Raw genomic sequence first — 26,978 nt, 5'->3', positions numbered from 1 at the left:
AACCAAGTCACTCCAATTTTCTAACTAAGAAAAAAGTAAAATCTAACTAAGAAAAAATCATGACGTAGTTACAAAAATAAGAGGTGTGAATGAATCATTCGTGTCTGTGCTTTTTACCCCAAAACAGAACCTCTTATGGACACATCACACCCATATTTAACAACATTTAGACACAAAAACAAGCCCTTAACAAGCAATATGACAAACACAAAATTTCTCACAAATAGCTATCAATTGTAACAAAATGAACACCACTATAGGTAGATATTCCTATTGGCATCCGGTCTTTGGCTAATCGCCGGACAAGATGCTTTTTATGGTTGTTTCTAACCTTCTGAAAGACGGCAGCATCATACGAACAGTCCCTTACCATACCTAAAACGGAAAAGAATTATAATTTGAACAAAAAAAACACCACGTGTAACAACCTGTAAAACAACACAAAAAATAGAAATCCATCTTTTTTAACATTATAACCCCATCCAAGTATTAAAAAAAACACACAACTTAATTAATTAAAATATTAGAAGGGAAATACAAGTAATTTTGAGATCCCTGTTTTAGTTTTCATACAGATAGTCAAGCAATGATGATTAAAAATTAAATCTTCGAAAGTTTGGTTAATAAAATTTGATATTAGTTATCATAAGTGTCCACTTTTTAGTGGACACTTATGACAATATTATTCAATTACATCGAGTGCTTTCTCAGATTATTCGGGTTTGATCTATACATAGGCATGCTTCATCGACAATGGTTTAGACGTAAATCATTGGTATGTGATATGATGGAGCCTTTTCGATGTGTCGAAGACAAGACGGTAAGAACAGCTTTCAACAAGAAGCAATTTAGTGAAAAAGATTTTGACCTCAGGAAAGGAGAGTACTACCCCAAACGAGAGAAAAACAAAGATTATCAAAGAGTGTTTTTCGATGCTCTTATTCCTTGGTATTCGATTATATCCAATCATACTATCGTTGCTTTACGCAAAAGAAACCCATAAAACAGTATCCTCAACTTCCCATTTAGTATGCTTATCATCAGTTACGACATCAGCAATGACAAGCTTAGAAATAAATTTTCTAAAATGTTGACAAAGAATGGAGCTATTCGTTCACAGTACTCTGTGTACGAAGTCAATAATACCAATAGAGTACTCGAAAATTTAACTATAAAAATAGAAGAGCAATTTGCCAAACAATTTACAGGGGGCGATAGCGTGATCATCTTTGATGTTTCATCAGTAACACTAAAGAAATATGGTAATGCAATTCATCGAGATGTAGATGTTGTTTACCTGTGATTTGCAGATCTCAGTCTGTATGGCTACAACTCAAAACAAATAAGAATCTATATATTAACGCAATAAGTAAATTTAATTGATAGTAAGAAAAAGGAGGTGGGTAAAAAATATAAAATAATCATTTCACATAAATCATTGTTAAACATTGATTTAAATATTATCTTTGTGAGTATAGATATAGACAAAGTTTAATTTCTACGATTGTATATTTCGCAACTTGCTCATATATAAAAAGAAAGCCCCTCACTGAATGCAGCAGCTCGGGGCAATTCTAAACCTCTGTTAAGAGGATATTTCTATGTGTACTGCATTTACAATACAAAGACACAACAAAAGTTGAATTTATAATATAGATTAATATGGAAGTGTCAACAAAAGGTGAAAGATTCAAGGAGCTTTTTGATTTTTTGAAGAGTAAAGCCTTAATTCACAATCAAAAAGAGCTTGCCGATTGCATCGGAAAGGATAAGTCGAATATATCTAAGGCTCTTAAAGGGATTATGACAGAGTCATTACTTTCTGATATTAATAGTAAATTCAACAACATGTTCAATATTGACTACATACTACATGGGAGTGGTCAGTTGTTGGTCAGTAACAACGATATATTCAGCACCTCTACTTTTGAGGAATACGAAAAAGCAATCAAATCTGGGCTAAAAATGATACCTGAACACGAATCCCCATTCCGTGGGGGAAACTCTGGCGAATTATTAAGTAAGGATGATATTGTCAGCTATTGGCACGTACCAGGTGCCAAGGGTAGAGATATTATCACTATTACCGGTGACTCTATGGCTCCGGTATATCCTGCAGGAACGAAAGTACTACTTAGAGAGTTTGGCTTTACTCCTGAGCACCCTACAAGCATCCCATTTGGGAATCCCTTTGCAATAGAGATTGAAGACCCTATAACTAATCAGCGCATAGGTTATGTTAAGTATTTAAGGAGGCACTCCGACCCTAAGCTATCAAGTAAGTATTGGGTGGCGCATAGTGCGGACAAACTACACTTTGATGATTTCGATATTCCAATCGAGCAGGTAAGGGGCTTATGGATAGTTGAGTTTGCAATAAGGCATGTATTTTAATATTATGATAATAAAAATAGTACTCCCTCAATCTAGGTCAGTTAATTACAGTAAGGCTAAAGCTATCCTTAATAGATTAGGCGACACATTGACACTCAATGACGTTGTTGTCAAGTGGAATGACTTTAGGTTGTTGTATCAACTATCATGCAACTGGAAAGGCTTTAAGCTTATCATAGACGGTGAAGATGTGTATGAGGACAACAATATAAAGATATACAACATCTTATCCGACCTTGCAATCAGCATAATAGGCAATCAAATAGACAGATTAGACCTACAAATGAGAGAGTGCGAAAGAGAATTTGATAAGAAAAAGCTTCTTAACGACTGGGCAAACTACGTAATAGATATGTATGAAAAATAGATGTCACTTCCTACTCGATGCACAAAAGGGATATGATGCCCTGAAAATTAGATACCGAATAAGATATAATAATAATGTAATAGGTCTTGGTGTTGGCTATAGGGCTGAGCCTGCAAAGTGGTCTAAAGAGACCGAACGTTGCATCAAGGGAACAACGCACGGCAAAGATAAAATACCAGCATCTGAAATAAATAAAGCGCTGCAACAGACAGAGTATGCCGTAAGTATCACGTTTAACTATTTTGATTCAATAGATGTTATTCCTACTCCTGAAGAGTTTAAAAGCAAATACTATGAGATAATAGGGAAAGAATTAATACCTAATCAAGACAGTATCAACTTTTGGAAGCTTTGGGATGAATATATTAAAACAGAAAGCGTACTCCGCTCATGGTCTGATAGGCACCTTAAAAATCATAACACGGCAAAAAGGCATATAGAAAAATATGACAGAATACCTCAAATTTCTAAAATGGATAGGAAGTGGGGGACTGGGCTTATTTATTTTATGTCCAACACCTTATGGCTAAAAAAACGCAACAACAGACAAAACACTTAGGATATTAAAAGGATTTTTAAATTGGTGCTGAGATAAAGGAGTTGATATTGATACGGATGTTGCAATAACAAAGCTAAAGAGCGTATCGGAGAATAACAAAGCTCTAATATATCTTACATGGTAGAGCTTTCTACACTCTATACATTCGACATAAAAGATGCTACACACAGGATTGTACGTGACACATTTTGCTTCCAGTGCTTCACAGGGTTAAAATTTTCAGACGTTCAAAAGCTCGAAGTCTATAGACAAAGTTTAATTTCTACTATTGTAAATTAAAAACCCCACCAAAAAACCTTTCTCCCGAAACTACAGTCCGGGTAGGGGCTAATTGAAGGGGTTATGCAGTGCAAATTTAACAAAAAATGCCCATATACAGAGCAACTTATTGTAATATTAAAATTCGCAAGTCAACAGCAAAGATTGATTAATATTGGAGGTTGTACTAAAATGTATTACATTTGTAATACATTTGGATACTCATTATAATTTCTACTATAGTAGATGTTAGCTAAGTTAAAAAAATAGAGATTCCTTGTAGTTTCTTATTCTTATTACAGAGTTTTAAATATCATTGATGAGATTCACATATATTGAGACAACTCTCACTTTATATGAAATAAAGAGCTAAACTCCTTAAAAGAGAGTTTAGCTCTTTGTTGTATATCCCACATTTACGGATTATGCAAAAAGAGACCGTTGCATAGCAGGTAAAGTGCAAGGCGCTAAGAGTGAGTGCACAGGGAGTTTACTTCAGGTAAATGACCAAGCGCGAATCTCGCAAGCAACGAAGCAATTTGCCTGCTATGCAACAGTCTCAACAAAAGCCAACACCTTCATACTTTTCCTTTTGATTACTCGGTCTTGAGCGAGATTACAGGCGAATTTACGATTACACGGTAAACCTGGCTCAGCAGTGTCAAGAATGAAATGCACATCATCACAACTATCGGGACTACGAAATGCCACCAAGATATGCTGATATGAAAGGCATACAGACTGAGCCACTGATGCAATACATAATAAGCAGGAATAATACCCACGACTACGGCAATAAACACAAACTTCATCATAGGCACGGTCATCACAGATATGAGATCAGTGTGACCTGCTCCGAATACTTTGCGAATGCCCAGCTCCTTACGCTTTACGCCCAATTCAAAATAAATGAGCCCCCAAAGCCCGAGACATGAGATCAGAATGGCCATCAGACTAAATGCTATCATAACACCGATATAGGATCGGGTACTCTGATACTGCAAATCATAGTAATCGGAGACAAAGAAATAGTCGAAGGTTGATTGAGGGAATAGCCTTTGCCAAGCATTCTTGATCAGATTCAATTTGACAGAGACATCATCTTTGTAGGCGATAGAAATATATTTGAGCGGAAGCCAGTCTATCTTTTTTTCGTGAATAAACATCATCGGTGTATAATCCTTGGCCAATCCTTGCTGATGAAAATTGTGGGTAACGCCAATAATCTCCATAGGCTCTGCTACTCCCTCCACAATAACCTGCTTACCGATAGCTTCGTGAGGGTCATGAATATTGAGCATCTCCATAGCGCATTCATTGATCACCAGTTTGTCCTTATCAGTAGGATAATCTCTGCTAAAGAATCGCCCTTCAAGCATGCGTATATCATAGGTGGATAAATAATCCTCGTCACAAGGCAACATCTCATACAAACGGTTTTGCTTGTCCATGTCATCTCTGAGCCTATTGGAAAGGAACAAGCCTATCTCTTCACCCGGTACTGATCCTGATAGCGAAGAGTGAGTAATGCCCGGGATAGAATTCATATCGTCTTTGAACATCCGGAGTTTATCTGCCATACTCTCGGTAACACCGGGAAATTTCACGGCTATCATCTTTTTTGTACGTATCCCTGCTGGCGTATGCTGCATATAACGAAGCTGCGATAGCATACCCAAAGAAAAGGCAAGCAGTACAAATGCGATCACAAACTGGGCTGTGATAAGAGCTTTACGCAAAGCTTTTCCGGAAGCAGAGAAGCCAAAGACGCCCTTGACAAGAGAGATGGGATCCACACTGTTGATACGCAAGACCGGCAAACGGGATGCTACATAACTGCCGGAAAATATAAAAATAAGATATGCCACTATAGCTCCGGGATACCGCACCCATATCAAAGGTGACACAGCATGATGCACCAACAGCGAAAAAAACGGAGTACCGATGAATAGTAATATTATAGAAAGAAGTAATGAGACCCCGAAAACAAGCGCATACTCCACGATAAACTGCCGGGAGATATTGCCTTTGCCACTACCGAGCACTTTGCGTATACCCACCTCTTTGCTTCGTCGTATAGACTGGGCTATGGCGAGATTGACATAGTTGACCCAGATGATAAACATAATAGATATAGCTGCGATAAATATGCCCCACTGCGATGAGCGGCTACCTTTGGACTCACTTTCATAGGCAAGAGCTTTGTTGAGATGAATGTCTCTGAGCGGAGTGAGTATCACTCCCCAGCGTTTGTTTTTGAGGGCATCTTCTGTTTTGTACTGCTCAGCCATGACAGGGAATCCGGCTTCGATAGCTTTCTTGCTACGGGGGTTATCCAACTTAACATAGGTATATACCTCATGTTTATACCAATATTCCCGTGCATATTCGGGCAGGCTGGGATAAGATATCAGGATATCGAGATGCAAATGGCTATTAGCAGGAAAGTCTTCCATGACACCCGTAACTTCGCATTCCAAGTGGTTGTAAGGCGTGGAGAGTTCCAGCTTTTGGCCCACAGGATGGGTCCCGGGAAAGAATGTCTTGGCCACAGACTGCGATATCACGACCTTATTAGCAGCACTCAAGGCGTCATGCTTATCTCCGTCGATAAGCTTGTATCCATCGAATATGGTGAAGAAAGAAGAATCGGCATAAGCTATCCCCTTCAAACGATACTTGATATTGTCATGGCGGACAATCTGCTCAGGAGCATAGATTGTAGCTACTCGAGTATAATCGGTAATCCCCGGCAGATGTGTTTTCATAGCAGCACCATAACCGAAAGAAGAACTTGCCCAATGCTCTTGAAGCCCGCCACTTTCCGTGAATGTAGACTCTACACGGAATATTTTCTCACCTTGGGAGTGTTGTCTGTCATAGCTCCACTCATAGAGTAGCACAGTGAGCATGAGTAAGGATGAAGCAATCCCTATGGTAAGCCCCAGAATATTGATAAAACTGATGCGTTTGTGCCTGACTATATTTCTTATTCCTACAACGAGGTAATTCCGAAGCAGCATATTATAACATATTTTTATATAAACAGACTATAAAGTGAGGGCATCATGTACCCTCACTTTACCATCAACTATAACTATTAAAAAAACAATGGATGAAAACAAAAGTCTTCGTTGTGTAAGTATCAGCTAATAATCTTACCGTCGAAAAGCCTTACAATGCGATGAGCAAAGCCGGCATCATGCTCCGAGTGTGTTACCATCACAATAGTGGCACCTTCAGCGTTGAGTTGTGTAAGTAAGTCCATTACCTCAGCTCCGTTCTTGGAGTCAAGATTACCCGTAGGCTCATCAGCAAGAATAAGCTTAGGATTTGCTACCACGGCACGTGCTATGGCCACACGCTGCTGCTGACCACCGGAAAGCTGATTAGGAAAGTGTCCTGACCGATGGCTTATATTCATCTTGCGCAAAGCAGCCTCCACACGCTCTTTACGCTCTTGTGATTTTACACCGAGGTAGATCAGAGGAAGCTCTACGTTTTCCTCTACGGTCATCTCGTCGATCAGATTGAAACTCTGAAACACAAAGCCTATCTTACCTTTGCGTACTCCCGTGCGGTCTTTCTCCTTGAGATTTCCCACTTCCTGCCCGTCGAGCATGTATATACCGGATGTAGGATTGTCCAGTAAGCCCATAATATTGAGCAGTGTGGATTTGCCACAGCCCGAAGGCCCCATAATGGCGATAAATTCACCCTGTTTTACATGCAAACTAACACCATCGAGTGCTACTGTTTCTATTTCTTCCGTACGGAATACTTTGGTCAAATCTTTAATCTGGATCATAATCGATAATTTATTTTATAGTTATTATTTATTCGTATTGAATGGATTTGATGGGGTTTTGGCGAGCAATGCTGATCGTATTGATCACAACAGTGAGCGTAATAATGAGCAATACCACACAGGCTGCAAGGACAAAGATGCCTGCCTGGAGGGGCGCTTTGTAACTGAAGTTTTCGAGCCATTTAGTAGAAATAAAGTAAGCCATCACTAACCCCAAGACCACAGATGGTATGGCCAGCTTGTACATGTCGAGGATAAAGAGGCGGAGTATATCGAGTACTCCGGCACCGTTGATTTTGCGTATGGCGAGTTCCTTACGGCGGCGGTTGATCTCGTTATTGGTATAACCGATGAGACCGATGAGCGAGATGATAAGCGCTACCAAAGCCCCAGACATGATGATGTATTTGAAATGTAGCGAGGCGTCGTAGCAACGTAGCATCTCGTCTTCGAGCGACTTGAGCTCAGCATTTCCTGCCTCATAGTATTTATTGTAGATCGTTTGTAGTGCCTCCAAAGTCTTGGCCTTCTGGGGCTCATCTACACGGACAGATATGTAGTTGATCCAGTTATACCCATAGACCATCGCCGATGGCATCTTGCTCGGGTAAAGGCCTTCGGAAGATCTTTTGAGGATGATATCATCATAAACACCTACGATCTTGAGATCGCCGAAGGAGGTAAGTATGATAGTCTTGCCTACGACGCCATCTTTCCATCCCATGGCGCGTGCCAGCTTGTCGGCAGCATTGCGGCTCAAGATCATCTCTTTGTCCGGGATAGAGTTCTCATCAAATCCTACGCCCTCGACTATTTTCATTTCCATGAGCGGGAGGAAATCTTTATCTACATTAAACAGATCGGCCAGATTGAATAGCTCTTCTTTTGTATCTGGATTGACGAAATTATCGCCACTCTGGTTTTCGAAAGGCAATACGGTAGATGCTGCTACCATGCGTACACCAGACTGTTCTTTGAAGATGCTATAGATATTTTTTGCATCCTTTTTGTCCAGTCCATTGATGGAGATGTAGTAAACGCCTTTGGGATTGAAGCCCATATCCTGACCTATCATGTAATTGTATTGGCGACTCACTATCATGAGTAGGGCTATCATAAAAGTAATGGCAGTAAACTCGATGCCCAGTAAGGATAACTTCCAAGTGCGCCCTGTGACACTGAAAGTGCGGAATACCTGCACTACGGGAATATGAGAAAACATGCGAGCCGGTAACCAACCGATAAGCCACGTAACCAAAACTAAAATACCGAAAATAAGAAGACCTGTGCGCCAGGATATAAAATTGACCAACTCCTGAGAGAGCAACGATGCTATAGGCTTATTGAGCAAGAAGACCAGCAATAATCCCAACAAAGTTGCGATGATAAGATATAATACCGTCTCGCTTAGGAATGCTTTTTTAACATCACTGGTATTGGCGCCGTAACACTTTTGTATAGCTATAGCCTTACGCCTATTGACCACCGAGGCGGTGACCATCAGGATATAATTGAGTAGCCCCAGTACGATAAGAGCTATACCTACAATTTCCAAGATGAGTACCGTCTTGGCTATCGAAGGCTCGCTCATCCTCAACGTTGTAATAGGCGAGAGTGTAAAGGTAAGGTCTACGCCTGCCTGCTTGAGGAGCTCTTTGTCTACGTGGCGCATGAGCATGTCATGGATGGGCTTGTCTAGTGTTTTGGGATCAATCCCCTTCTCCAGTTTCACAAAGCCATGGTAGCGGTCGTTGCCGAGCCAGTTTTCCGATCCGTCCCAAGTGTAGCTGCCTATAGACTTCATAGAGATAAGCACATCACCCGTGACCATACTGTTTTTGGGCAAAGTCTTGAACACGCCACCTATAGTAAGTGGCGCCTTGAGGTGCCCGAGGAGTGTAATCTGTTTCCCCACGACATCTCCTCCGATGAGCCAAGCCAGTTTGTCCGATATCATACACCGCCCAGCGGTAGATAGTACCTCTTTAGGGTTACCTATTAATATAGGTGTATCGAAGATATCGAAGAAGGAAGCATCCGCCAGTACACTCTCACCGCTAAACTGCCTTTTGTCCTCTGTAAAGATAGGAGCATCTACAGCTGAGATGCCCGTCATACGAGTTGCTACCTCTACGCCCGGCACCTCAGCCTTCATACCGGGAGCTATAGCACCGGGAGTGCTTATAAATTCTCTGGAGGGTTCTTCCTTTTTCTTTATAGAAGTCTGGATGATGTAAATGCGATCATTGTCAGTGTAGTCACGCTCATAAGACTTCTCAAAGATAACGACGGAGAGTAACAATAGTCCCACACTGAGACCTAAGGTAAGCGATAGTATCTTGCTGATACTATGCTCGCCACGACGAAAGAGACGCCGAAATGTCAGCTTTAATGTGTTCATCTTATTTTAGATTATTCGTTTTTAAGGCATTTTATAGGATTGGTACGCGCAGCCTTGAGTGTCTGCAGACTTACCGATAGAAGAGCCAGCAAAGCCACAACCACACCTGCTGTTACAAACACCCACCATGACAGTGTGATGTGATAAGCAAAGCCTTGCAACCACTTGTTCATGGCAAAATAAGACACGGGTGCAGCTATGGCAAAAGCTATCGCCAAGCGCATCACAGATTCCATACTGAGCATTCTTAGCATCTGCACTTCCGTAGCACCGTTTATCTTACGTAGAGCTATTTCCTTTTCCTTCTGGCGTATCATATAGAGTGTCATGGCAAATACGCCCATGATCATGATGAGAATGGTGAGAAAAGTAAATCCCGTCATCAACTTACCCAGTCGAGCATATTTGCTGTAGCGCTCCTTGATAATGTCTTCAGAGTGGTAGATTTCGAAAGACTTACCACCATTTACTTTTGTGTAAACGGCAGTCACAGCATCGGTCACTTTCTTTTTGTCGGCATTGGCATTGACAAGTACATAGAAGGACCATGGGGATTCATTTCCCAGCGAAGTGATGAAGAGCGGAGGTTGCTCTATCTCCAGGGATTTGAACTTGAGCTCGTCGAATATACCCACAGCTACTGTGGTAGGCATCGTAGGAGGAGCATCGTCAAAAGGCTTGTACACCATCGTTTTGGGATCCGGGCGGTAGATATTAAACGTCTTATGGTCCATCCATACAGGTAGTATCTGCGGATTATCACTTGCATTAGCCGTGGGGGTATAAGTCTCTCCCATCGTATTTTTCACGTGAATATCAAATAGCTTGAAAAACAAGGAATCCACACTGAAAGTCCAGAAGCTTATTGACTGTCCATTGAGCTTTGTTGACTCGTTGTTACCCCCCTTCAAAGGATCGCCCTGAGCAAAAGACACCAGTTCCACGCCTGGTATCTGCATCAGTTCATTGCGCAACATTCCCTGCGGAATGGAGTCCATTACATTAGGTAGAATAAGGATATTATCAGTACGGAAGCCCAGATCCTTTTTCACAAAATATTGCGTTTGCAAATAGATGAAAAAGCTACATATCAGCAAAGCCATCGAGATGGAATACTGAAAGACGATGAGAACTTTGGAATAAGTACTCTTGATGCGATGACGGAATGTTCCTTTGATCACCTCAATAGGTTTGAAGTGCGAGATTACGTTGGCTGGCAATATGCCCGATAGGAAAGACAAAGCGATGACAAATAGGACACATACCATAATCACACCAGGCGTAAATTGTTGCCGAAGATTGACCTTCGTCCCCAATACATCGTTGAAATATGGCTCTGCGATGAAAGCAAATAATAAGCCTAAAATGAAGGACACAGAGGTAAGGAAAAGAGATTCCTTGAGAAATTGCATGATAAGACTGCGTCTACTGCCTCCCAGTAGCCTTTTTATTGCAGCTTCTTTGCCACGCGAGCCTGCCTGCGCCACAGTCATGTTGATAAAGTTGAGCACAGAGATGATGAGGATAAGCAGAGAGATACCAAGATAAATAAATACGGATGACTTGCTGTTACTCTTGATCTCAAAGAATCCTCCACTACTGGCTCTTTCCGAGAAATAAATATCTGTAAGCCGGGTGATATGTACTTCTTTTTGGAATCCCTGATTGTAAATCCAAAAGTCATTCATGTAGTTCTTAAGTAGCAAAGGTGCTTTAGATTGGAAGTTTGTACCGGGCTTAGTGAGGAAATAAGCGTAGAAACTGGCATTACCCCAGTTGTCCATGACGTCCTTACCCCAGCCATTGCGTATGAAATCGTAATTGATTACGCCGTCTAAGACGGGAAACTGTGAGTTGTCGGGTATAGGCTTCATGATCCCGGTGACAATGTAGCGTTTCGATTGCACATCGACAGATTTGCCTATGGGATTCTCATTGTGAAAAAGCTCTCTGGCCTTCTCACGTGTGAGTACAATGCTCTGTTTGCTCGTGAGCACATCCCTTGGGCTACCTTCCTCCAACTCGAAGGAAAACATCTGGAAGAAAGTATCGTCGGCAGCAAGCAGCTTGGTGATTCTGCCTTTTTTTCCCTCTATACCTACGGGGATATTGCGAGAACAAACCCTGCAATACGCCTCTATCTCGGGGCACAGGTTCTTTACATATTCAGGTAGTGGGTTGGGAATGTTGGACTGATCTTCCGAGCCTATGACAAAGATGCGGTCTTTGTTTTTGTGAAAGGTATCGACCGAGAGCTCCTGCTTTACATACAGCCCCAGCACGATCACAAACATCATGGACACTGCAAAGCCAAAGACAGTGACAAAGGTGTAAAGCTTGTTACGACTAAGATATTTGAAGTAAGTTTTCATATCATACGTTGTTTCTATGTTTTATTTCAGGATCAGTTCTTCGGCATCGCCAAAGGTATCATAACCGCTCGTAATCACCCTCTCGCCCGGTTGTAATCCGCTGAGTACTTCATAGTAGTTGGGGTTTTGCTTACCTATGCTTATGTTACGCTTGGTAGCCTTGCGCCCATCCTTACTTAGGACAAATATCCACTGCCCTCCGGTATTCTGATAGAAGTTACCTCGAGGTATCATCACAGCCTTTACAGGCTCACCCAGCTGTAAGTTGATGTAATATGTCTGACCCGTGCGGATATTATCGGGGCGTTCGCCTTGGAACACAAACTCAGTCTTGAACTGTTTTTCCCGCACTTCGGGAAACACCTTGCGCACCACGAGGGCAAAGTTCTTGTCCTGCCTTTCGAAAGTAGCCGACAAACCTTGTTTCACCCTATCGATATAGTGCTCATCTATCATAGCCTCTACTTTGTAATCCGAGAGCACATTGACCTGCCCTATCTTTTGACCGGCAGCCACCGTTTGTCCGATCTCCACATCCAATAGCCCCAACTGTCCTGTAGCGGGAGCCTTGATGGTAAGATCTTCCACACGAGCACGTACCATCTCAAGATTCATGCGCATGTTGTGCAAGCTTTCTTCCATTTGTCTTACTTGGATACCCCGAAAGAGAGAGTCCTGCCGCTGGCGCTCCGAAACAAGCGATGTACTTTGGCGTGCTAATTCATAATCTTCCTGCGCCTGCAGGAACTCCTCTTTCGAGCATAACCTTTCTTTATATAACTGGGCAAACTGTTCTGATTTCCTTTTCTTGCGCTCTATGTCCATCTTCAGTTGCAGGCGTTCTTTTTTGAGATTGAGCCTATCTTGCTCCATAGTCACCTGCGTATTACGCAGGAAGTTTTGCTTCTCGGCCAGCTGAGCTTCGCTATCAAGGATATTGAGGTTGAGCATGGGATTGGTCAGTTTTACCAGTGGCTGGCCTTGTTGTACCATGGAGCCTTCCTCCACCAACTTCTCTGCCACCATACCGCCTTCTACCGCGCTCAGTTGTATCACACTGATAGGTTGTACCTGGCCGTTGATGCGCACGTAGTCATTAAACTCTCCGGAAGTAGCTTCGCTCACAGTTACTTTATCTTTGTCCACCGAGTACTTGGATGCATGATTTCCGAATATCATCCACACAACTGCCGCCAGCAACAAAGCACCGCCTATGATGTAGGGAATATGCTTGCGGGATATGCCTTTTTTCTTTTCTATTTTTCTGTCCATTATGATAGATGTGTTTTTGTTTACGATATTATTGTGCCGATTGCCCGTTGTAATATGCCACCCAACGCTGCTTGAGGAGATAGAGGGTCTGCGCCTTGAGCAGATTGATGCGGGCTTCCGTATATCTATTGGCTGTAGCAGATAGTTCTATAGCCGTCACCAGCCCGGCTTTGTAACGGGCGTTGGATGCATCATAGGCGGCTTTGGTAGCTTCTGTCTGTTTTACTCCCTGCAAATAGCTGAGCATAGCACCTTCAAGGTCACCTATAGTCTGAGCAATATCACTGTAGAGCTTTTGCCGTGTACGTTGTGCCTCCAGCTCTGTTATCACATGCTGCGCACGTGCCCGCACCACATTGCCCGAAGCTGTGAAGCCTGTAAATAAAGGTATGCTCAGAGAAAACCCCACATAAGATCCTTGTTTGTTCTTGAGCTGATTCCTGAAAGGCTCATACTTACCGCCGTCCATGAGTCGAGAGAAATTGGTTTGTATACCTGCTCCCATCCGCAGCACAGGCATCAGGTTTCCCCAAGACCCACGGGCACGGCTCTGAGCCATACGCTCGTCGAGCTGTGCACGTAGCATCTTAGGATTGTTTTTCAGGGCAAATGCTAATGTATTGTGTGTATCAGGCAGATTAATATCTTTATCATCAAGAGGCTTGACATCCTCTATCACCAGTGCTGAGTCAATAGGATAGTTCATACGCTCTTTGAGTTGGATCTCCGCTATCTTGAGTTGCGTTTCCGCTTGGCTGAGTTTCATCTTGTCCGAAGCTTCACGGGCGGAGATCTCCAGCACGTCGGGGTGTGACTTGATACCCACTTCCTCCATTTTAGTCACTTGGGTAAGGAGTTCTCCACTCTCATGTAGCTGCTCCCCTGCCAGAGTCACCATACCTTTGGAGTATAGCAGGTTGTAATAGGCTTCCATGGTAGCCAGCTCTGCAAGGTCTTGCGCCTCTCTGACACCTATACGGGCGCTCTCTTTTTCATATCTCATGCGCTTCACTTCATACAGACTGCGAAGTCCGTCGAAAATAAGCAGGGATCCCGAGAGATTATAATTATTGGAAAAACTGTTTACATCGATATAAGTGTTGGTCTCAGCATTGAGACCTCGCCCAAAATTGAAATATATATTGGTATTCGCTTCGAGCTGGGGCAGTAACTTCCCTATCGCCTCCCGGTAATTGGCTTTGGAGAGGGTATATTGAGCTTGAGACTGCCTGCGGTCTATACTATGATTGCGGGCATATACCACACAGCTATCGAGATTATAGCTCTGAGCCGTGACCTCCATGGTGCAGGAAGCCGTGATCATGATGAGATAATATTTGAATTTGTTCATAATTTGGCAATGAAGTAATGTTCTTTACAATACATCATGCCAAGAGCGTGCCAAAACAGCTACATATCTATATATCAAGCAAATAATAAATTCAGGAGGAGGCGTAATTGTAAAGAATTTTTACACCGTGTGTAAAGTTTTTTTATACACCATGAATTATGATGGTGGTAAAGCAGAGTGATGGAACAGAGCTATAGAAGCATATGAGTTATCCCTCAGCCCAACTATCATTATGATGCATTATCAATCCGTATGATGCCATTGTGTCATCAGACACCTCAATTACTACCCGCAAATTATTGGGGCAATACATTGACAGACTGATAAATAAATTATTTACCGAATTGATTTTTATGAAAATATCTTTATGGCTGTGCAGTAAGCGGGAATGATCTATGCATATGGGAGCAGAAATCCGGATTGTCACTCCAAGACCCCGTAGCTGTGGTGACCTTGTTGTGCGATTACGACACAAAAACATTACAACTCAAACGCCTTCGTATCTTAACTAAAACGTTTATGTACTTTAACTAAAACACCAAAGTATCTTAACTAAAACGTTTATGTACTTTAACTAAAACACCAAAGTATCTTAACTAAAACGTTTATGTACTTTAACTAAAACACCAAAGTATCTTAACTAAAACGTTTATGTACTTTAACTAAAACACCAAAGTATCTTAACTAAAACACTGAAGTATCTTAACTAAAACACTGAAGTGTTTTAACTAAAATACAAGAGTGTCTTAACTAAGACACGGATGTGTTTTAGTTAAGACACTGTATCATTTTTGACTATAATATTGAAACATCCCGATGTATACGGGCAGGAGGAGTAACGATGATGTGCGTAACTGACAGGGAGAGGCACGGAATAATCTCATGATAGATGCTAAGGGACTTCAAAAGGCTGAAATGCCCCATTATTGTAAGTTTATACACCGATCAGTGACGAGTCGGGAATGCTTTCCTTGGTGCTGTTATATATAATTATCCCGGGTGCAAACCCTTCTTTATCCACTCTATCTTCAGAAAAAAGGGAATACAGATTTTGTCTCCATAAATGTTCAGGTCGATCCTGAGGATCTTGATTGATCCGTATTGTACTATCTCTGAAGTCTCTCAACACCTCATTCTTTGTGTTACTATTGATCACCTCTTTCTCATTCATTTTGAGTACACAACCATGTTTTGAGATACAAACATAGTCCACAGCTATCCTTGTAACCCGAGGCATTGAAAGATACTCACCGCCCTTGAAACCTATCAACAGCAGCACTACAAATGCCAAAGCAAGTATAACAATGTATCTTTTCATATTATTCTATATTTATTGATTGGCGTTTGCAAAAAGAATATCAGAAGTTTCACATCACGGTACAGAGCATCGAACATCACTTCATCAGCCGAAGTGTGATCTTTTGAGACCGTTGCATAGCAGGCCAATTGCTTCGTTGCTTGCGAGATTCGCGCTTGGTCATTTACCTGAAGTAAACTCCCTGTGCACTCACTCTTAGCGCCTTGCACTTTACCTTCTCTGCCCAGCCAAAGTGTCTTTTGTCGGCTTTGCCTCCAAAATCCACAAGACTGTTGATTTTTGCAACAATCTCTTTTAGCATCAGGGCATTTTACTTGTATCTCTAAATCAGATAACAAAATGCATTAGCCCACACTCCAGTAAATACAAATATACAACATCATACCCCCCTCTGTCAAGACCAGAAGGAGCGCACACCGAACTAACAAAAAGATATCAAGCAGAGAAATAAACTATCATAACGACAACACATGAAAATATCACAACACGTCTTCCATGATGAAGATAGTCCCGCCTCATTTTATTTTGCAAAGCGGGAGGTATCATTTTCATTGCGAGTGACACGTATAGTCTGAGAGTTTCGTGAGATTCTATAATTAAGCTTAAACAATAAGCGCTGACTGGTGGGATTAGTTTTATAGTATAGCATCTTGTCACCGTATTTATACGTTGAACCCTTTTCTACAGTGTTGAAAGCATCCTCGAGAGATAACCCTAACGTCCAACGCCGATCCTTGCCAAATGCGTATTGAAAGCCCAGATCTACACTTCCATAGGCATCATAGGCCATTTGTAAATCTCGCATTCTGCCTCTGTATTCCGTATAGAGCCAAAAACCGATTTGCTCCGTAGGCTTGTACGAGAGGTAGATATTGCCTCTGCCAAACCAATTGTCGCCACCATAAAGCACCATGTCTTTGACCTCAGAGGCCAAGTTATTGTTTTTGACGACCTGTGTATGTAGGTTAATATTCCCACTAAACTTATTTTTGAAGAATTGGAATGGGAGAGACAGGTCTCCGTAAAGATATAACTGATCTGCATAGTTGAGAGGTTTGGTATACATCAACCCGTCTTTGTCCAGCCCGTACACGGAGCCCCAACTATCTTTTTCATACCCTAACCCCAGTGTAAGCATAACGAACTTGTATAGAAAATGTGTTGTCTTTATCTTATACAGGGATGAGGGACGTAAATCAGGATTTCCTACTTCATACCGATCTTTGGTCTGATAATAAATACCCGGAGCTAAATCAAAATACCCCGGTCTATTGGTTTTCAGGGAGAAACTGAGAGAACTTGTATAATTAGGATTTACTTGCCAGTCGATCGATAGCATGGGCATAGTATTCCAGACTCTGTAGGGATCGGACATATAAGGGAATTTGTTTTCGCTAAACTCTCCTCTCAAGCCCAGATACAAAGATACGTTTTTTCGAAGCTGAATATCTGTAGAGCCATATAATCCCAGTATAGTCTCATCCATCTTAAAAGCACTAAAAGACTGATTCGTGGTATTGTCTTGGTTTAGCCGAGCGATAGACAATTCACTGCCCAATTTTACACGAAGCTTCTCCTTCTTGAAGATATAATCTCCGTTGAAAGTATGCTGATTTCCATGAAGCTTCCTATCTACATTGTATTCTATTTTTGGCTCCCCTATGACCTCCTGCTTATTCCGATCCATTCCTAACAACAGACCGTATGAAACATGAAACTGATGCCTCAGCGAATCGGCGGATTTATATTCCACATTGGTAGATAGCAAATCGGCAAGACCGTCGTAAGATCGTCTAAGAGTAGAGCCCACAGAGCCTGCTCTATCATTGTATTTCTCATCCGTGTGATCTAATCGATCATCCAAGTTGTAAGAGGTAAAGATATTGATCCCCCCACGCAGAGACTTAGGCTGCCATGACAGGTTGATGACTCCGTAGTATGCATCGGTATTGTACCGTGTACCAGTATTCAGGTCGGGATCGGTATAGGTAGACTTATTGGAGTACTCATTACGCTCAGTAAATGAGACACGCTTTTGATAGCCTACAACAGCATTTCCGGAAAGCGACTTGATACGTCCCGCAAAGTTGACATAGTCACCGGCTCTGTAAGTTTCCTTGCGACCAAAATCGGCTTGTGTGGTATTGGAAAAAGAATAACCGTCGACAACATTCTTTTTTGTGATAATTTCGATAGCACCTCCACTGGAATTTAAGCGATCTTCAGCAAGTGCAGACATCCTCACATTGATTTGCTCCAAGTCGCCCACAGGCATGGAGCTTAAGTAAGATTTAATTACATTAGAGTTCATACGTTGCTTCACGCCATTGACTACTATCATAGCAGGGGATCCTCCGACCAGTACATCACCATTCTCTCGCAACTCAACCCCCGGCAGCCTTTTGATAACATCAGCAGCAGTCTCTGTAGTCAACCCAAGCTTCTTTACATGGACAGATAAGGTGCCGTTACGAAAACTCATGGCTCGTTTACGAGCCTCCACAACCACTTCTCCCAGTTCTTTGACGGAAGAAGTGAGTATGATAGAGTCCAACACAGAGCTTTTTCTGGAGATCTTATTTTGCCATGGGACAAAACCCAAACAACTCACTTTGAGAAGTAGAGAGTCCGTACGACTATTGATTTTCTCAAAAACAAACCTTCCATCAGAATTGGTCAAGCCTGATGCTATAATAGAGCCGTCTTGATCAGACACACAAATGATAGTTGCAAACTCGATGGGTACGCCACTATCATCCACTACAGTACCTCTTATATTCTGTGCCATAGAAGACGAGAGTGTGGCAATAAAAATGCCTGCAATCAAGATTGCCTTGACAATACGGTACTTACTTATGATATTATACATGATTATAAATTGGATTATGTGTGTGCTCCTTTTATGAGGTAAATGCTTACATAAATTTGAATTAGATCACTTATAGTAAAAAGCCTGCAAAGGGATGATGCAATGCTCTGATAAGATTATCAGCCATGGTAATACTCAGAGCCCAGTAAGGCTACTATTTTTCAGAAATTTCAGCTATGCTCTCCCGCTCTTATCTGCCCACTCAATGTGGTCTTCAGGAATGCTTGTGTATGGTTGTGGTGTAATTGTATGGGGGAAGATATATCTTGACATTGGTGTCTTACGGCAAAGCCTTCATCAAGGGGTGTTAGTTTGTGATTCATGGATATTTATTATTAAGTAGGAACATGAACAAATGATGTTTTCTCTTATTTCAAATTTAAAAAGAAAGTATGAATTAATAACCAAACATCATCCGCCTTTATATAAATAATGGCTATAAAAATCGATTGCTCTCCGATAAAAAGGGGGGGGGGCGAACAATGGGGCGATGATGTTTCAGCTGAAAGAAGGAGTGATACTGGGAGTAGCTCTTGTAGGTTCGACTACAGCATTGACGCAGGCAAGACCTGCGGGTAAGAAAGAATAGCACTGGCTGCCTCCTGTACACACCTCGCTCAAAAACAAAACTGCCGAAGCGCAAAAAGGCGCAACGGCAGTTTTTGTATTAATGAAATACTACTTTGTAGTGTATTCGGCCTAAATGATTAGCATACACCTTGAGCTACCATAGCATAGGCTACTTTCATAAAGCCTGCAATATTGGCACCTTTTACATAGTTGATGTATTTATCCTTGTCATCTTTACCGTACTTGATGCACTGCTCGTGGATATCATCCATGATTTGGTGGAGTTTTTGATCCACTTCCTCATTGGTCCAATAGATGTGCATAGCATTCTGAGTCATTTCAAGACCTGATGTAGCTACACCGCCGGCGTTTACAGCCTTACCCGGAGCAAAGATTACCTTTTTCTCTACATAGTATTCAGATGCTTCGGCAGTACAGCCCATGTTGGAAGTCTCGGCAACGATGGTTACGCCATTCTTTACCAAAAGCTTGGCATCTTCTTCGTTCATCTCATTCTGAGTTGCACAAGGCATAGCGATGTCTACCTTCTGCTCCCATGGCTTTTTGCCTTTGAAGAACTTAGCGTTGGGGAATTTCTTCACATAGTCTGATACTACGTCGTTACCACTGGAACGTAGCTCCAGCATACACTCGAACTTCTCTTCCGTATTGATACCATCGGGATCGTAAACATATCCGTCAGGACCTGAAATTGTAACAACTTTGGCACCCAGCTCTGTAGCTTTTTTGGCTACACCCCAAGCTACGTTACCGAAACCTGAGATAGCGATGGTCTTGCCTTTGATATCAATATTGTGTTGCTTACACATGTTGTGCACAAAATAAACTGCACCAAAACCGGTAGACTCAGGACGAAGACGTGAACCTCCGAACTCAAAGCCTTTACCTGTCATAGTACCTGTGTGCTCATTAGCAAGCTTCTTGTACATTCCGAACATATAGGCTACCTCACGACCGCCTACGCCGATATCACCGGCAGGTACGTCTGTGTCAGGGCCGATGTGACGCCATAGCTCCATCATAAAGCTCTGGCAGAAACGCATGATCTCTCTGTCGCTCTTTCCCTTGGGTGAGAAGTCTGCTCCACCTTTACCACCGCCCATAGGCAATGTGGTGAGAGCGTTTTTGAATGTCTGCTCAAAACCGAGGAATTTGAGGATAGAAAGGTTTACCGTGGGATGGAATCTGATACCGCCTTTGTACGGGCCGATAGCGCCGTTGAACTGAACACGGTAGCCGATGTTGACCTGCACTTTGCCTGCATCGTCAATCCAGGGTACACGGAAGGTAATGATGCGATCCGGCTCAACAAGTCGTTCGATGATAGATTCCCTTTCGAATTCAGGATGTTGGTTATAAACTTCTTCTACGGATAGAAGCACTTCTTTCACTGCTTGGAGAAATTCGTTTTCTCCCGGATGTTTTGCCTCAAGGGCTTTCAGAATTTCTGTGGATTTCATAGCGAAACTAAAAAAGTATTAGCATATTTTTACGTTAAATATTCAACAAATGTATACAATGATTATGTAAATAACAATCTTTTGCGCCTTATTTTTACAATTTAGATACTACCTCCATTTACTTTTGAAATAATATACAGGGTACCAAGCTATTAAATAAGACAGTGTGACGATTGTGAGGGCGATGAGTATAATGTCGGATAGTACTATTTTGATGGGGTATTGGAATGTGGAAATTCCGGACTGAATCTTGATTACACCGTATCTGAGCTGAATGAAACACAGCACCAAACCTAAGGCTATACCTATGACGGCTCCGCACAAAGTGATAAGCATGCCCTCAGTCATAAATATACGCTGCAAAAGGCGTGGCATGGCTCCCATGGATCGGAGTATGGTGGCATCGTGCTGCTTTTCCAGGATAAGCATAGAAATACTGCTTACGACATTGAAAGCAGCAAGAAGTAACACAAAGATAAGGATGAGGTAAGTCATCCACTTTTCCATAGCAACGAGCCGACCGATGGACGGGTATTGCGCCTGCTTGTCCTGAACAAGATAATCGCTACCCAAGGCATGGATAAGGGCAGATCGCAACGCTGCTACCTGAGACGGGTGCTTCGCTTTGACGCCTATGTGTGTGGCCACATTGTCATCATAACCCAGGAGAAGTCGCATCTGCGCTATGGGGACAAAGAGAGACTTGTCATAGGCTTCTTGCTTGCAACTGATAGACGAAGCTATGTATCCCTCTCCCATCTTAAAAGCCGAAGAGGGTACCAGTGGATTGATCACTCCAAGACGATTGGGAAAATAAAGTGATACCGGATCCGCAAAACCGGCTCCTATCCTCAGATTGAGACAAAGGAGTGTACCGGCATTGTAGCCGTAATGATCTCCTACGGACAAACTGAACTTGCCGGATACGACTAAATTGTCTACATGAGTAACGTGACGGTATTGACTGTCGACACCGTAAATAGTAGCGGGGGTTTGGTTGTCACCAGACTTGATAAGCCCTTGTTGCTTGATGATAGCTGTGTAGGAGTCAACGTCAGTATTGTTCAATGCTGATCGAATGTCCTTGTTATTAAGGTACAGTACCTCTCCGTGAGCCGGCACAATCATGAGATCAGGATCAAGATCTCCGGTCTGGCTCAGAATCAGATCTTCATAGCCATTGAATATGGATAGAATACACACCAAAGCTGTACATACCACACCTATGGCAGCGGCCGATATGACCGATACGATATTGACGGCATTGAGTCTCTTCTTACTGAAAAGGTAGCGCTTACCAAAAAACAAGGGAAGGTTCATCTGAGCAGCATCAGGAGTATGGTGGAGAAAAGCGGCTGTATTGCTATGCTTGCTTACTTTTGAAGAAGCTCATCGATACGCTCAAGATAGTCGAGCGAATCATCAATAAAGAATGATAGCTCGGGGATCTTACGAAGTTGTGAGCGCACCTCTTGTCCTAAGTCGTAGCGGATAGCTTTGGTATTGGCTTTGATATTCTCGAGTAGTTCCTCAGACTTCTCCGAAGGGAAAATGCTGAGCCTTACCCGTGCTATGCTGAGATCGGGGCTTACGGACACAGAAGTCACAGTGACCAGTACGCCGTGCATGGCTTGTGTCTGGGTGCGGAATATTTCGCTCAATTCCTTCTGCAAAAGTCTGTTTATCTTATGTTGTCTTGTAGAATCCATTTTATTTTAAATATGATGATCTTGATACAAAGATAGTATTATCAGCGCAAGAAACTTTACCTGCAACTGTATAATCAATGCTGACTGATTTTTTATTGGGGTGATTTTACGACACTCTGCTGTGGTGCACTGCCTTTGAGTTCGATGGCTTTGAGCCAGCGCATAAATGAGCTTTTGGCTGTGACCTCATCATACAGAGCATTGCCCATGCGTTTGTAGCCGGTGACCGAGTAGTGCACGCCGTCACGGCGTATGTCTCCTCTGGAGAGCAACGACTGTGCGCCCTCTACTCCACCCATGGCGGTATACAAATCTACAACCTCACAGTCTCTGTAACGCCTTGCCACTTCCTGCAATGCCTGAGTAGCAAGTAGGGGATGGGGGTTGAGCATCTTGACGTAGTTGTATCGACGACGTGCCTTTTTTTTCACCTTGACGGAAACCTTACTCGTGATAAAGGCAGGTGGCGGGCCACAAAGTATTATCTTAACATCCGGCATTTGCTCACGTATCATTCTTATCAGCATATCGGCAGAGTCTTTGAATGCCGCCTTGTTGAACCGTGCACCGTGGGATTCGTTGGATCCGAGACAAATGAACAAAATATCAGGTGATAATAAAGAGAGAGACTTCGTATAGGATATCTTGCTGTAGGTATCATATGAGGCACCATCAAGGCCTATGGAATGGAACTTTATATACGGGAAGGGGGCTGTGGTATTCACCAAATCAAAACCGGCATAACCTGACTGGCCTGAAAGGACATTGAAATTGGGATCGGAATTTTCAAGCAATATACTATTCTGCTTGCTTCTGAATGTAAGCGTATCCACCACAAAAGGGCTGATACTCAAAGAGCGTCCGGAACGGAAGCTTTTGACATTGTGCATAGCCTTGAGCGGACTCACGTCGTATGTTCTATAAATAAGAATCTGGTCGAAAGAACATGTGGGAGACTTCACGGTGAGGGCGATGTCTCCTGTAGGAGGACTCACCAGCATCCCTCCGGGTCCTGTGGCTCCCATGCTTGCTGTGCGTGTGATGAGCGAACCGCTCCACCCTTTGTGGGATGGAAGTATTTTGTAATCGTCCGGTTCTGATCTTCCCGATATACGATGAGGACTGACCCAACCGAAGCCTGCTATGGGATAAAGGGATGACAACCTATCACGAAAGGCTTTGGTGAAATACCCACCCTGCACATGACTGTCGCCCAGCACCACAACGGTGGGAGCATGAGAAACGCTATGAACGGTATCATGCTTTTCAACATGAAAAAACTTGTTGAAGATAGAACTTTGAGCATACACCCCTGCTATACCGGAGGAGTATAATATAATGAATAGTGATATCCGCTTAGAGGATCTACTTAATCTATAAATTTGCTTTCCGTTTTGCCTCATAATATTTGTATTCATTCTCAAAAGCTTTCATAAAGGCTCCGGCTACAAAGCGACCGCCCTTGAAGCTCAAGTGAGTATAGTCCTTGGCTGCCCATCCTTTTTCCACCATCCTGGTCATACTGCCCTCGCCTCCCATACCGGCAAGGCTATTCCAAAAAACAACGCCGGCATCACGTGCCAGTTGCTGCTGTGCAGCAGCAAGGGCGAGTACTCCGCGTGAGGAGACGAATGCTCCGTTGACTTTCTCAGCGCGGTCAGTAACCCCCATCAACAAGATATCAGAATCGGGATAGCATTGCTTGAGCCGTGCAATGGCTGATTTCATACCTCTGACGTAATTACTGTAGTTGGACTGTTTAGAGGAAGCTACGTTAAGTCCGTATTGCAACACGATGAGGTCGTATTTTCTCAAAGAGGAATAAGTCTGGTTGAGCGGGATATTCAAGCCATTTAACAAAAGCCCGCTATTGCCGCGTAAAGAATAATTGTCCACAGAGATTCCGGGTACCCCCTCCATAGCTACTCCCTGAACACTGAAGCCCGCACGAGATTTTACGGTAACACGCAATTGACGGGATTTCGTGTTGATGGAAAAAGCCTGCAACACATGCTCCGAACCGATAACACTCTTGGTCATGGTGCTGTCTCCTGCTTTCATCAAGATCTCAGCATCTTTGGACGGGGTATAATATACGGTAAAGAGGTTGGGTGCAGCAGCAGAATCTACAGGCAGTACATATTGCGCCCACGCTGTCTCTGCATTGAGGAGATAGCTATGCCCGGATATGGTATAGGCGCCCTTGGAGTGATGCAGGATGTTGCGATCAGTCCAGCCTCCGAAAGAATGCTTCACACTTTGCCTGAAACCACTGGTTTCAGAGGATAGCGGCATCCAGCCTACACCCGATCCGCCGAAGCGGCCTTGCAACTGACGGCGCACATCTTGGGTAAAGATGTCACCTTCTATAAAAGAGTCACCAAGTACAGCTATCCTTACAGGTCTGTTGAGGGAGCCTCGTTGGAAGATTGCTTTGAAAAAACGATTGAGCCCGTTGTGCTCGGCACTGTAATCTTCAAAAGCAACCAAGGTGCTGTCGGCAACCAATTCACGTTGCTTCTGTAAAGCAATATAAAGAGAGTCTCTCTTTTGTACTTTAGAGACAACGCTATCGGCACTACCCTTTGTGGTTTTTGCTACTTTGGTTTGTTTCCTGTTTTTAATAAAATCCGAAGAAGCATCTACTTGGTCAAGTTTATTGGTCGTGGAATCAACCCTTAAATCCGAAAGCAAGTCAATCTTCTTCAACTCTAATGCCCCTACTTCCCGGGGCATCCATTCATAAAGAGCTACACATCCCAATGCTACTATCACCAGCAACATCCAAAATCGGAACATGTGGTTCACGTCATCCTTCCTTTTCAACTTTAATTATAAGTCAATATAAACGTTAAGCAGCTTCCTGACGGGTTGCACGCTCGTTGGCCTGCTCCGTCAATATTTTTTTGAGGAACAGATAGCCCACAACTCCGGAAACTATTGTGCCTACAAAGATGCCTAATTTTGCCTGATTTAACAAATCGGCCATACCATTACTATCATAAGAAAGATTGGCGATAAACAATGATACCGTAAATCCTATACCGCCGAAAAATGATACCCCCAGGAGGTTGCGTTTGTTCATCCCTTGCGGGAAAAAGCACAAGCGCATCCTCACGGCAAGATAAGTGAAAAGGAAAATACCCAATGCTTTACCTACAAAAAGACCAAAGAAAATAGCTAATGGAATACCCAGCAGACTCTGAGAATCAATACCGCCTAAAGTAACACCGGCATTGACAAAGGCAAAGAGCGGTAAAACAAAATAATTGACAAACGGAGTAAGACTGGCTTCTATAGTTTGCACAGGGCTGATGGCTCGAGATGATTTCTTTTTGATTGAGTTCATCAAAGTCAACTGATGGTGTGAGAATACAAGAGCATTCTGCGTCTCACGATGTTCGGTCTTGGGCAATGCATTGAATAGTAATCTCAGCTCATCGCGCAATTTGTTCATGTGTATTTTAGGTTTGGCTGGCACACTGAAAGCAACCAACACACCTGCTATGGTGGGATGAATACCGGCTTCCAGGAAAAGAGCCCATACAATGATACCCATAATATAAAAGAACGAAGACTTGTGAATACCCATACGCCCACCCAGACTAATGAGAGCAACCAGGATAAACCCTACGAGTAGCGGGATCCATGCTACATGACCACTGTAAAAGATAGCAATAACTATGATACCGCCTATATCATCCACCACGGCCAGCGCAGTAAGGAATATCTTTAGGCTGTAAGGAACCTTGGAGCCTAAAGTGCCCAATACCGCCAAGGCAAAAGCAATATCGGTAGCCATAGGGATAGCTGCACCCAATGACTCGGGCTGCGATGGACAAATAAGCATAAAGCACAGCACGGGCACTATCATACCTCCGCAAGCGGCAATAATAGGGAGCATGGCTTTCTTTACGGATGATAATTCACCCACAAGTATCTCTTGCTTGATTTCAAGCCCTACGAGAAAGAAAAACACAGCCATCAAGGCATCATTTACAAATTCAAGCAGGGTCATGTCGTGACCATTGTGCGAAAACAAGTTATGGTCACTTATCTGTAATACTATGGGATGAGCCAATATTGTATTATAAACTTCACGAAACGATGTATTGGCAAGTATAATAGCTAATATGGCTGCACAAAATAAGAGTACAGATCCATTTGGCTTCATAGATGGCAAACGTTTCAAGGGAGTGATCAAATGATCGAAAACTTTCATAATGAATTAAAAAATAGAATGTGTTTT

Annotated in this window: 20 protein-coding genes; 5 read left to right on the top strand and 15 right to left on the bottom strand. The window is 42.8% G+C overall.

Going from position 1 to position 26,978, the window contains the following annotated elements; translation table 11 throughout:
• Positions 1–673: 673 nt before the first annotated feature.
• The 5 genes from VYJ22_RS02975 to VYJ22_RS02955 all read left to right on the top strand — a co-directional run bounded on the left by VYJ22_RS02975 (position 674) and on the right by VYJ22_RS02955 (position 3,320).
• A complete protein-coding gene (locus VYJ22_RS02975; protein WP_329904968.1) occupies positions 674–1,003 on the top strand; it encodes a CRISPR-associated endonuclease Cas1 in 330 nt (109 codons plus the stop codon).
• 27 nt (positions 1,004–1,030) lie between these two features.
• Positions 1,031–1,303: a CRISPR-associated endonuclease Cas2 gene (cas2, locus tag VYJ22_RS02970; RefSeq protein WP_329904967.1), complete on the top strand. Its 273-nt coding sequence runs from the start codon at positions 1,031–1,033 to the stop codon at positions 1,301–1,303.
• 359 nt (positions 1,304–1,662) lie between these two features.
• Positions 1,663–2,394 (top strand): S24 family peptidase, encoded by a 732-nt coding sequence (locus tag VYJ22_RS02965; RefSeq protein WP_329904966.1) that lies wholly within the window; start codon positions 1,663–1,665, stop codon positions 2,392–2,394.
• 4 nt (positions 2,395–2,398) lie between these two features.
• Positions 2,399–2,761: a hypothetical protein gene (locus VYJ22_RS02960; protein WP_329904965.1), complete on the top strand. Its 363-nt coding sequence runs from the start codon at positions 2,399–2,401 to the stop codon at positions 2,759–2,761.
• The gene (locus VYJ22_RS02955) at positions 2,751–3,320 is read left to right on the top strand and encodes a hypothetical protein (RefSeq protein WP_329904964.1); all 570 of its coding nucleotides are present in this window, start codon (positions 2,751–2,753) and stop codon (positions 3,318–3,320) included. The genes VYJ22_RS02960 and VYJ22_RS02955 overlap by 11 nt, the downstream gene beginning before the upstream one ends.
• Positions 3,321–4,174: 854 nt before the next feature.
• On the opposite strand, the gene VYJ22_RS02950 is transcribed toward VYJ22_RS02955, so the two are convergent.
• The 15 genes from VYJ22_RS02950 to nhaA all read right to left on the bottom strand — a co-directional run bounded on the left by VYJ22_RS02950 (position 4,175) and on the right by nhaA (position 26,951).
• Positions 4,175–6,601, bottom strand: coding sequence for an ABC transporter permease (locus VYJ22_RS02950; RefSeq protein WP_329904963.1), 2,427 nt, complete (start codon positions 6,599–6,601; stop codon positions 4,175–4,177).
• A 122-nt stretch (positions 6,602–6,723) separates the two neighbouring features.
• A complete protein-coding gene (locus VYJ22_RS02945) occupies positions 6,724–7,386 on the bottom strand; it encodes an ABC transporter ATP-binding protein (RefSeq protein WP_329904961.1) in 663 nt (220 codons plus the stop codon).
• Between the two features lie 28 nt (positions 7,387–7,414).
• The gene (locus VYJ22_RS02940; RefSeq protein WP_329904960.1) at positions 7,415–9,787 is read right to left on the bottom strand and encodes an ABC transporter permease; all 2,373 of its coding nucleotides are present in this window, start codon (positions 9,785–9,787) and stop codon (positions 7,415–7,417) included.
• 11 nt (positions 9,788–9,798) lie between these two features.
• The gene (locus VYJ22_RS02935) at positions 9,799–12,159 is read right to left on the bottom strand and encodes an ABC transporter permease (RefSeq protein WP_329904959.1); all 2,361 of its coding nucleotides are present in this window, start codon (positions 12,157–12,159) and stop codon (positions 9,799–9,801) included.
• Between the two features lie 21 nt (positions 12,160–12,180).
• The gene (locus VYJ22_RS02930; protein ID WP_329904958.1) at positions 12,181–13,431 is read right to left on the bottom strand and encodes an efflux RND transporter periplasmic adaptor subunit; all 1,251 of its coding nucleotides are present in this window, start codon (positions 13,429–13,431) and stop codon (positions 12,181–12,183) included.
• Positions 13,432–13,459: 28 nt separating this feature from the next.
• Positions 13,460–14,782 (bottom strand): TolC family protein, encoded by a 1,323-nt coding sequence (locus VYJ22_RS02925; RefSeq protein ID WP_329904957.1) that lies wholly within the window; start codon positions 14,780–14,782, stop codon positions 13,460–13,462.
• Between the two features lie 934 nt (positions 14,783–15,716).
• Positions 15,717–16,100, bottom strand: a complete 384-nt coding sequence (locus tag VYJ22_RS02920) for a hypothetical protein (RefSeq protein WP_329904956.1) — start codon at positions 16,098–16,100, stop codon at positions 15,717–15,719.
• A gap of 520 nt (positions 16,101–16,620) precedes the next feature.
• Positions 16,621–18,969: an outer membrane beta-barrel family protein gene (locus VYJ22_RS02915; protein WP_329904955.1), complete on the bottom strand. Its 2,349-nt coding sequence runs from the start codon at positions 18,967–18,969 to the stop codon at positions 16,621–16,623.
• Positions 18,970–19,139: 170 nt separating this feature from the next.
• Complete coding sequence (locus VYJ22_RS02910; protein ID WP_329904954.1) at positions 19,140–19,292, bottom strand: hypothetical protein; 153 nt, start codon at positions 19,290–19,292, stop codon at positions 19,140–19,142.
• A gap of 384 nt (positions 19,293–19,676) precedes the next feature.
• A complete protein-coding gene (gene gdhA, locus VYJ22_RS02905; RefSeq protein WP_329904953.1) occupies positions 19,677–21,020 on the bottom strand; it encodes an NADP-specific glutamate dehydrogenase in 1,344 nt (447 codons plus the stop codon).
• Positions 21,021–21,128: 108 nt separating this feature from the next.
• Positions 21,129–22,340, bottom strand: a complete 1,212-nt coding sequence (locus VYJ22_RS02900) for an FtsX-like permease family protein (protein WP_329904951.1) — start codon at positions 22,338–22,340, stop codon at positions 21,129–21,131.
• Between the two features lie 53 nt (positions 22,341–22,393).
• Complete coding sequence (gene rbfA, locus VYJ22_RS02895) at positions 22,394–22,729, bottom strand: 30S ribosome-binding factor RbfA (protein ID WP_329904949.1); 336 nt, start codon at positions 22,727–22,729, stop codon at positions 22,394–22,396.
• 92 nt (positions 22,730–22,821) lie between these two features.
• Positions 22,822–24,147: a GDSL-type esterase/lipase family protein gene (locus VYJ22_RS02890; protein ID WP_329904948.1), complete on the bottom strand. Its 1,326-nt coding sequence runs from the start codon at positions 24,145–24,147 to the stop codon at positions 22,822–22,824.
• A complete protein-coding gene (locus VYJ22_RS02885; RefSeq protein WP_329904947.1) occupies positions 24,104–25,537 on the bottom strand; it encodes an SGNH/GDSL hydrolase family protein in 1,434 nt (477 codons plus the stop codon). The genes VYJ22_RS02890 and VYJ22_RS02885 overlap by 44 nt, the downstream gene beginning before the upstream one ends.
• 43 nt (positions 25,538–25,580) lie before the next feature.
• On the bottom strand, positions 25,581–26,951 hold the full coding sequence (gene nhaA / locus VYJ22_RS02880; protein WP_407989246.1) for a Na+/H+ antiporter NhaA: 1,371 nt from the start codon (positions 26,949–26,951) through the stop codon (positions 25,581–25,583).
• Between the last annotated feature and the right edge of the window lie 27 nt (positions 26,952–26,978).

The sequence above is a fragment of the Porphyromonas pogonae genome, from assembly GCF_036320655.1.
GTDB classification, from domain to species: domain Bacteria; phylum Bacteroidota; class Bacteroidia; order Bacteroidales; family Porphyromonadaceae; genus Porphyromonas; species Porphyromonas pogonae.
This window is presented reverse-complemented; position numbering and strand designations above follow the sequence as displayed.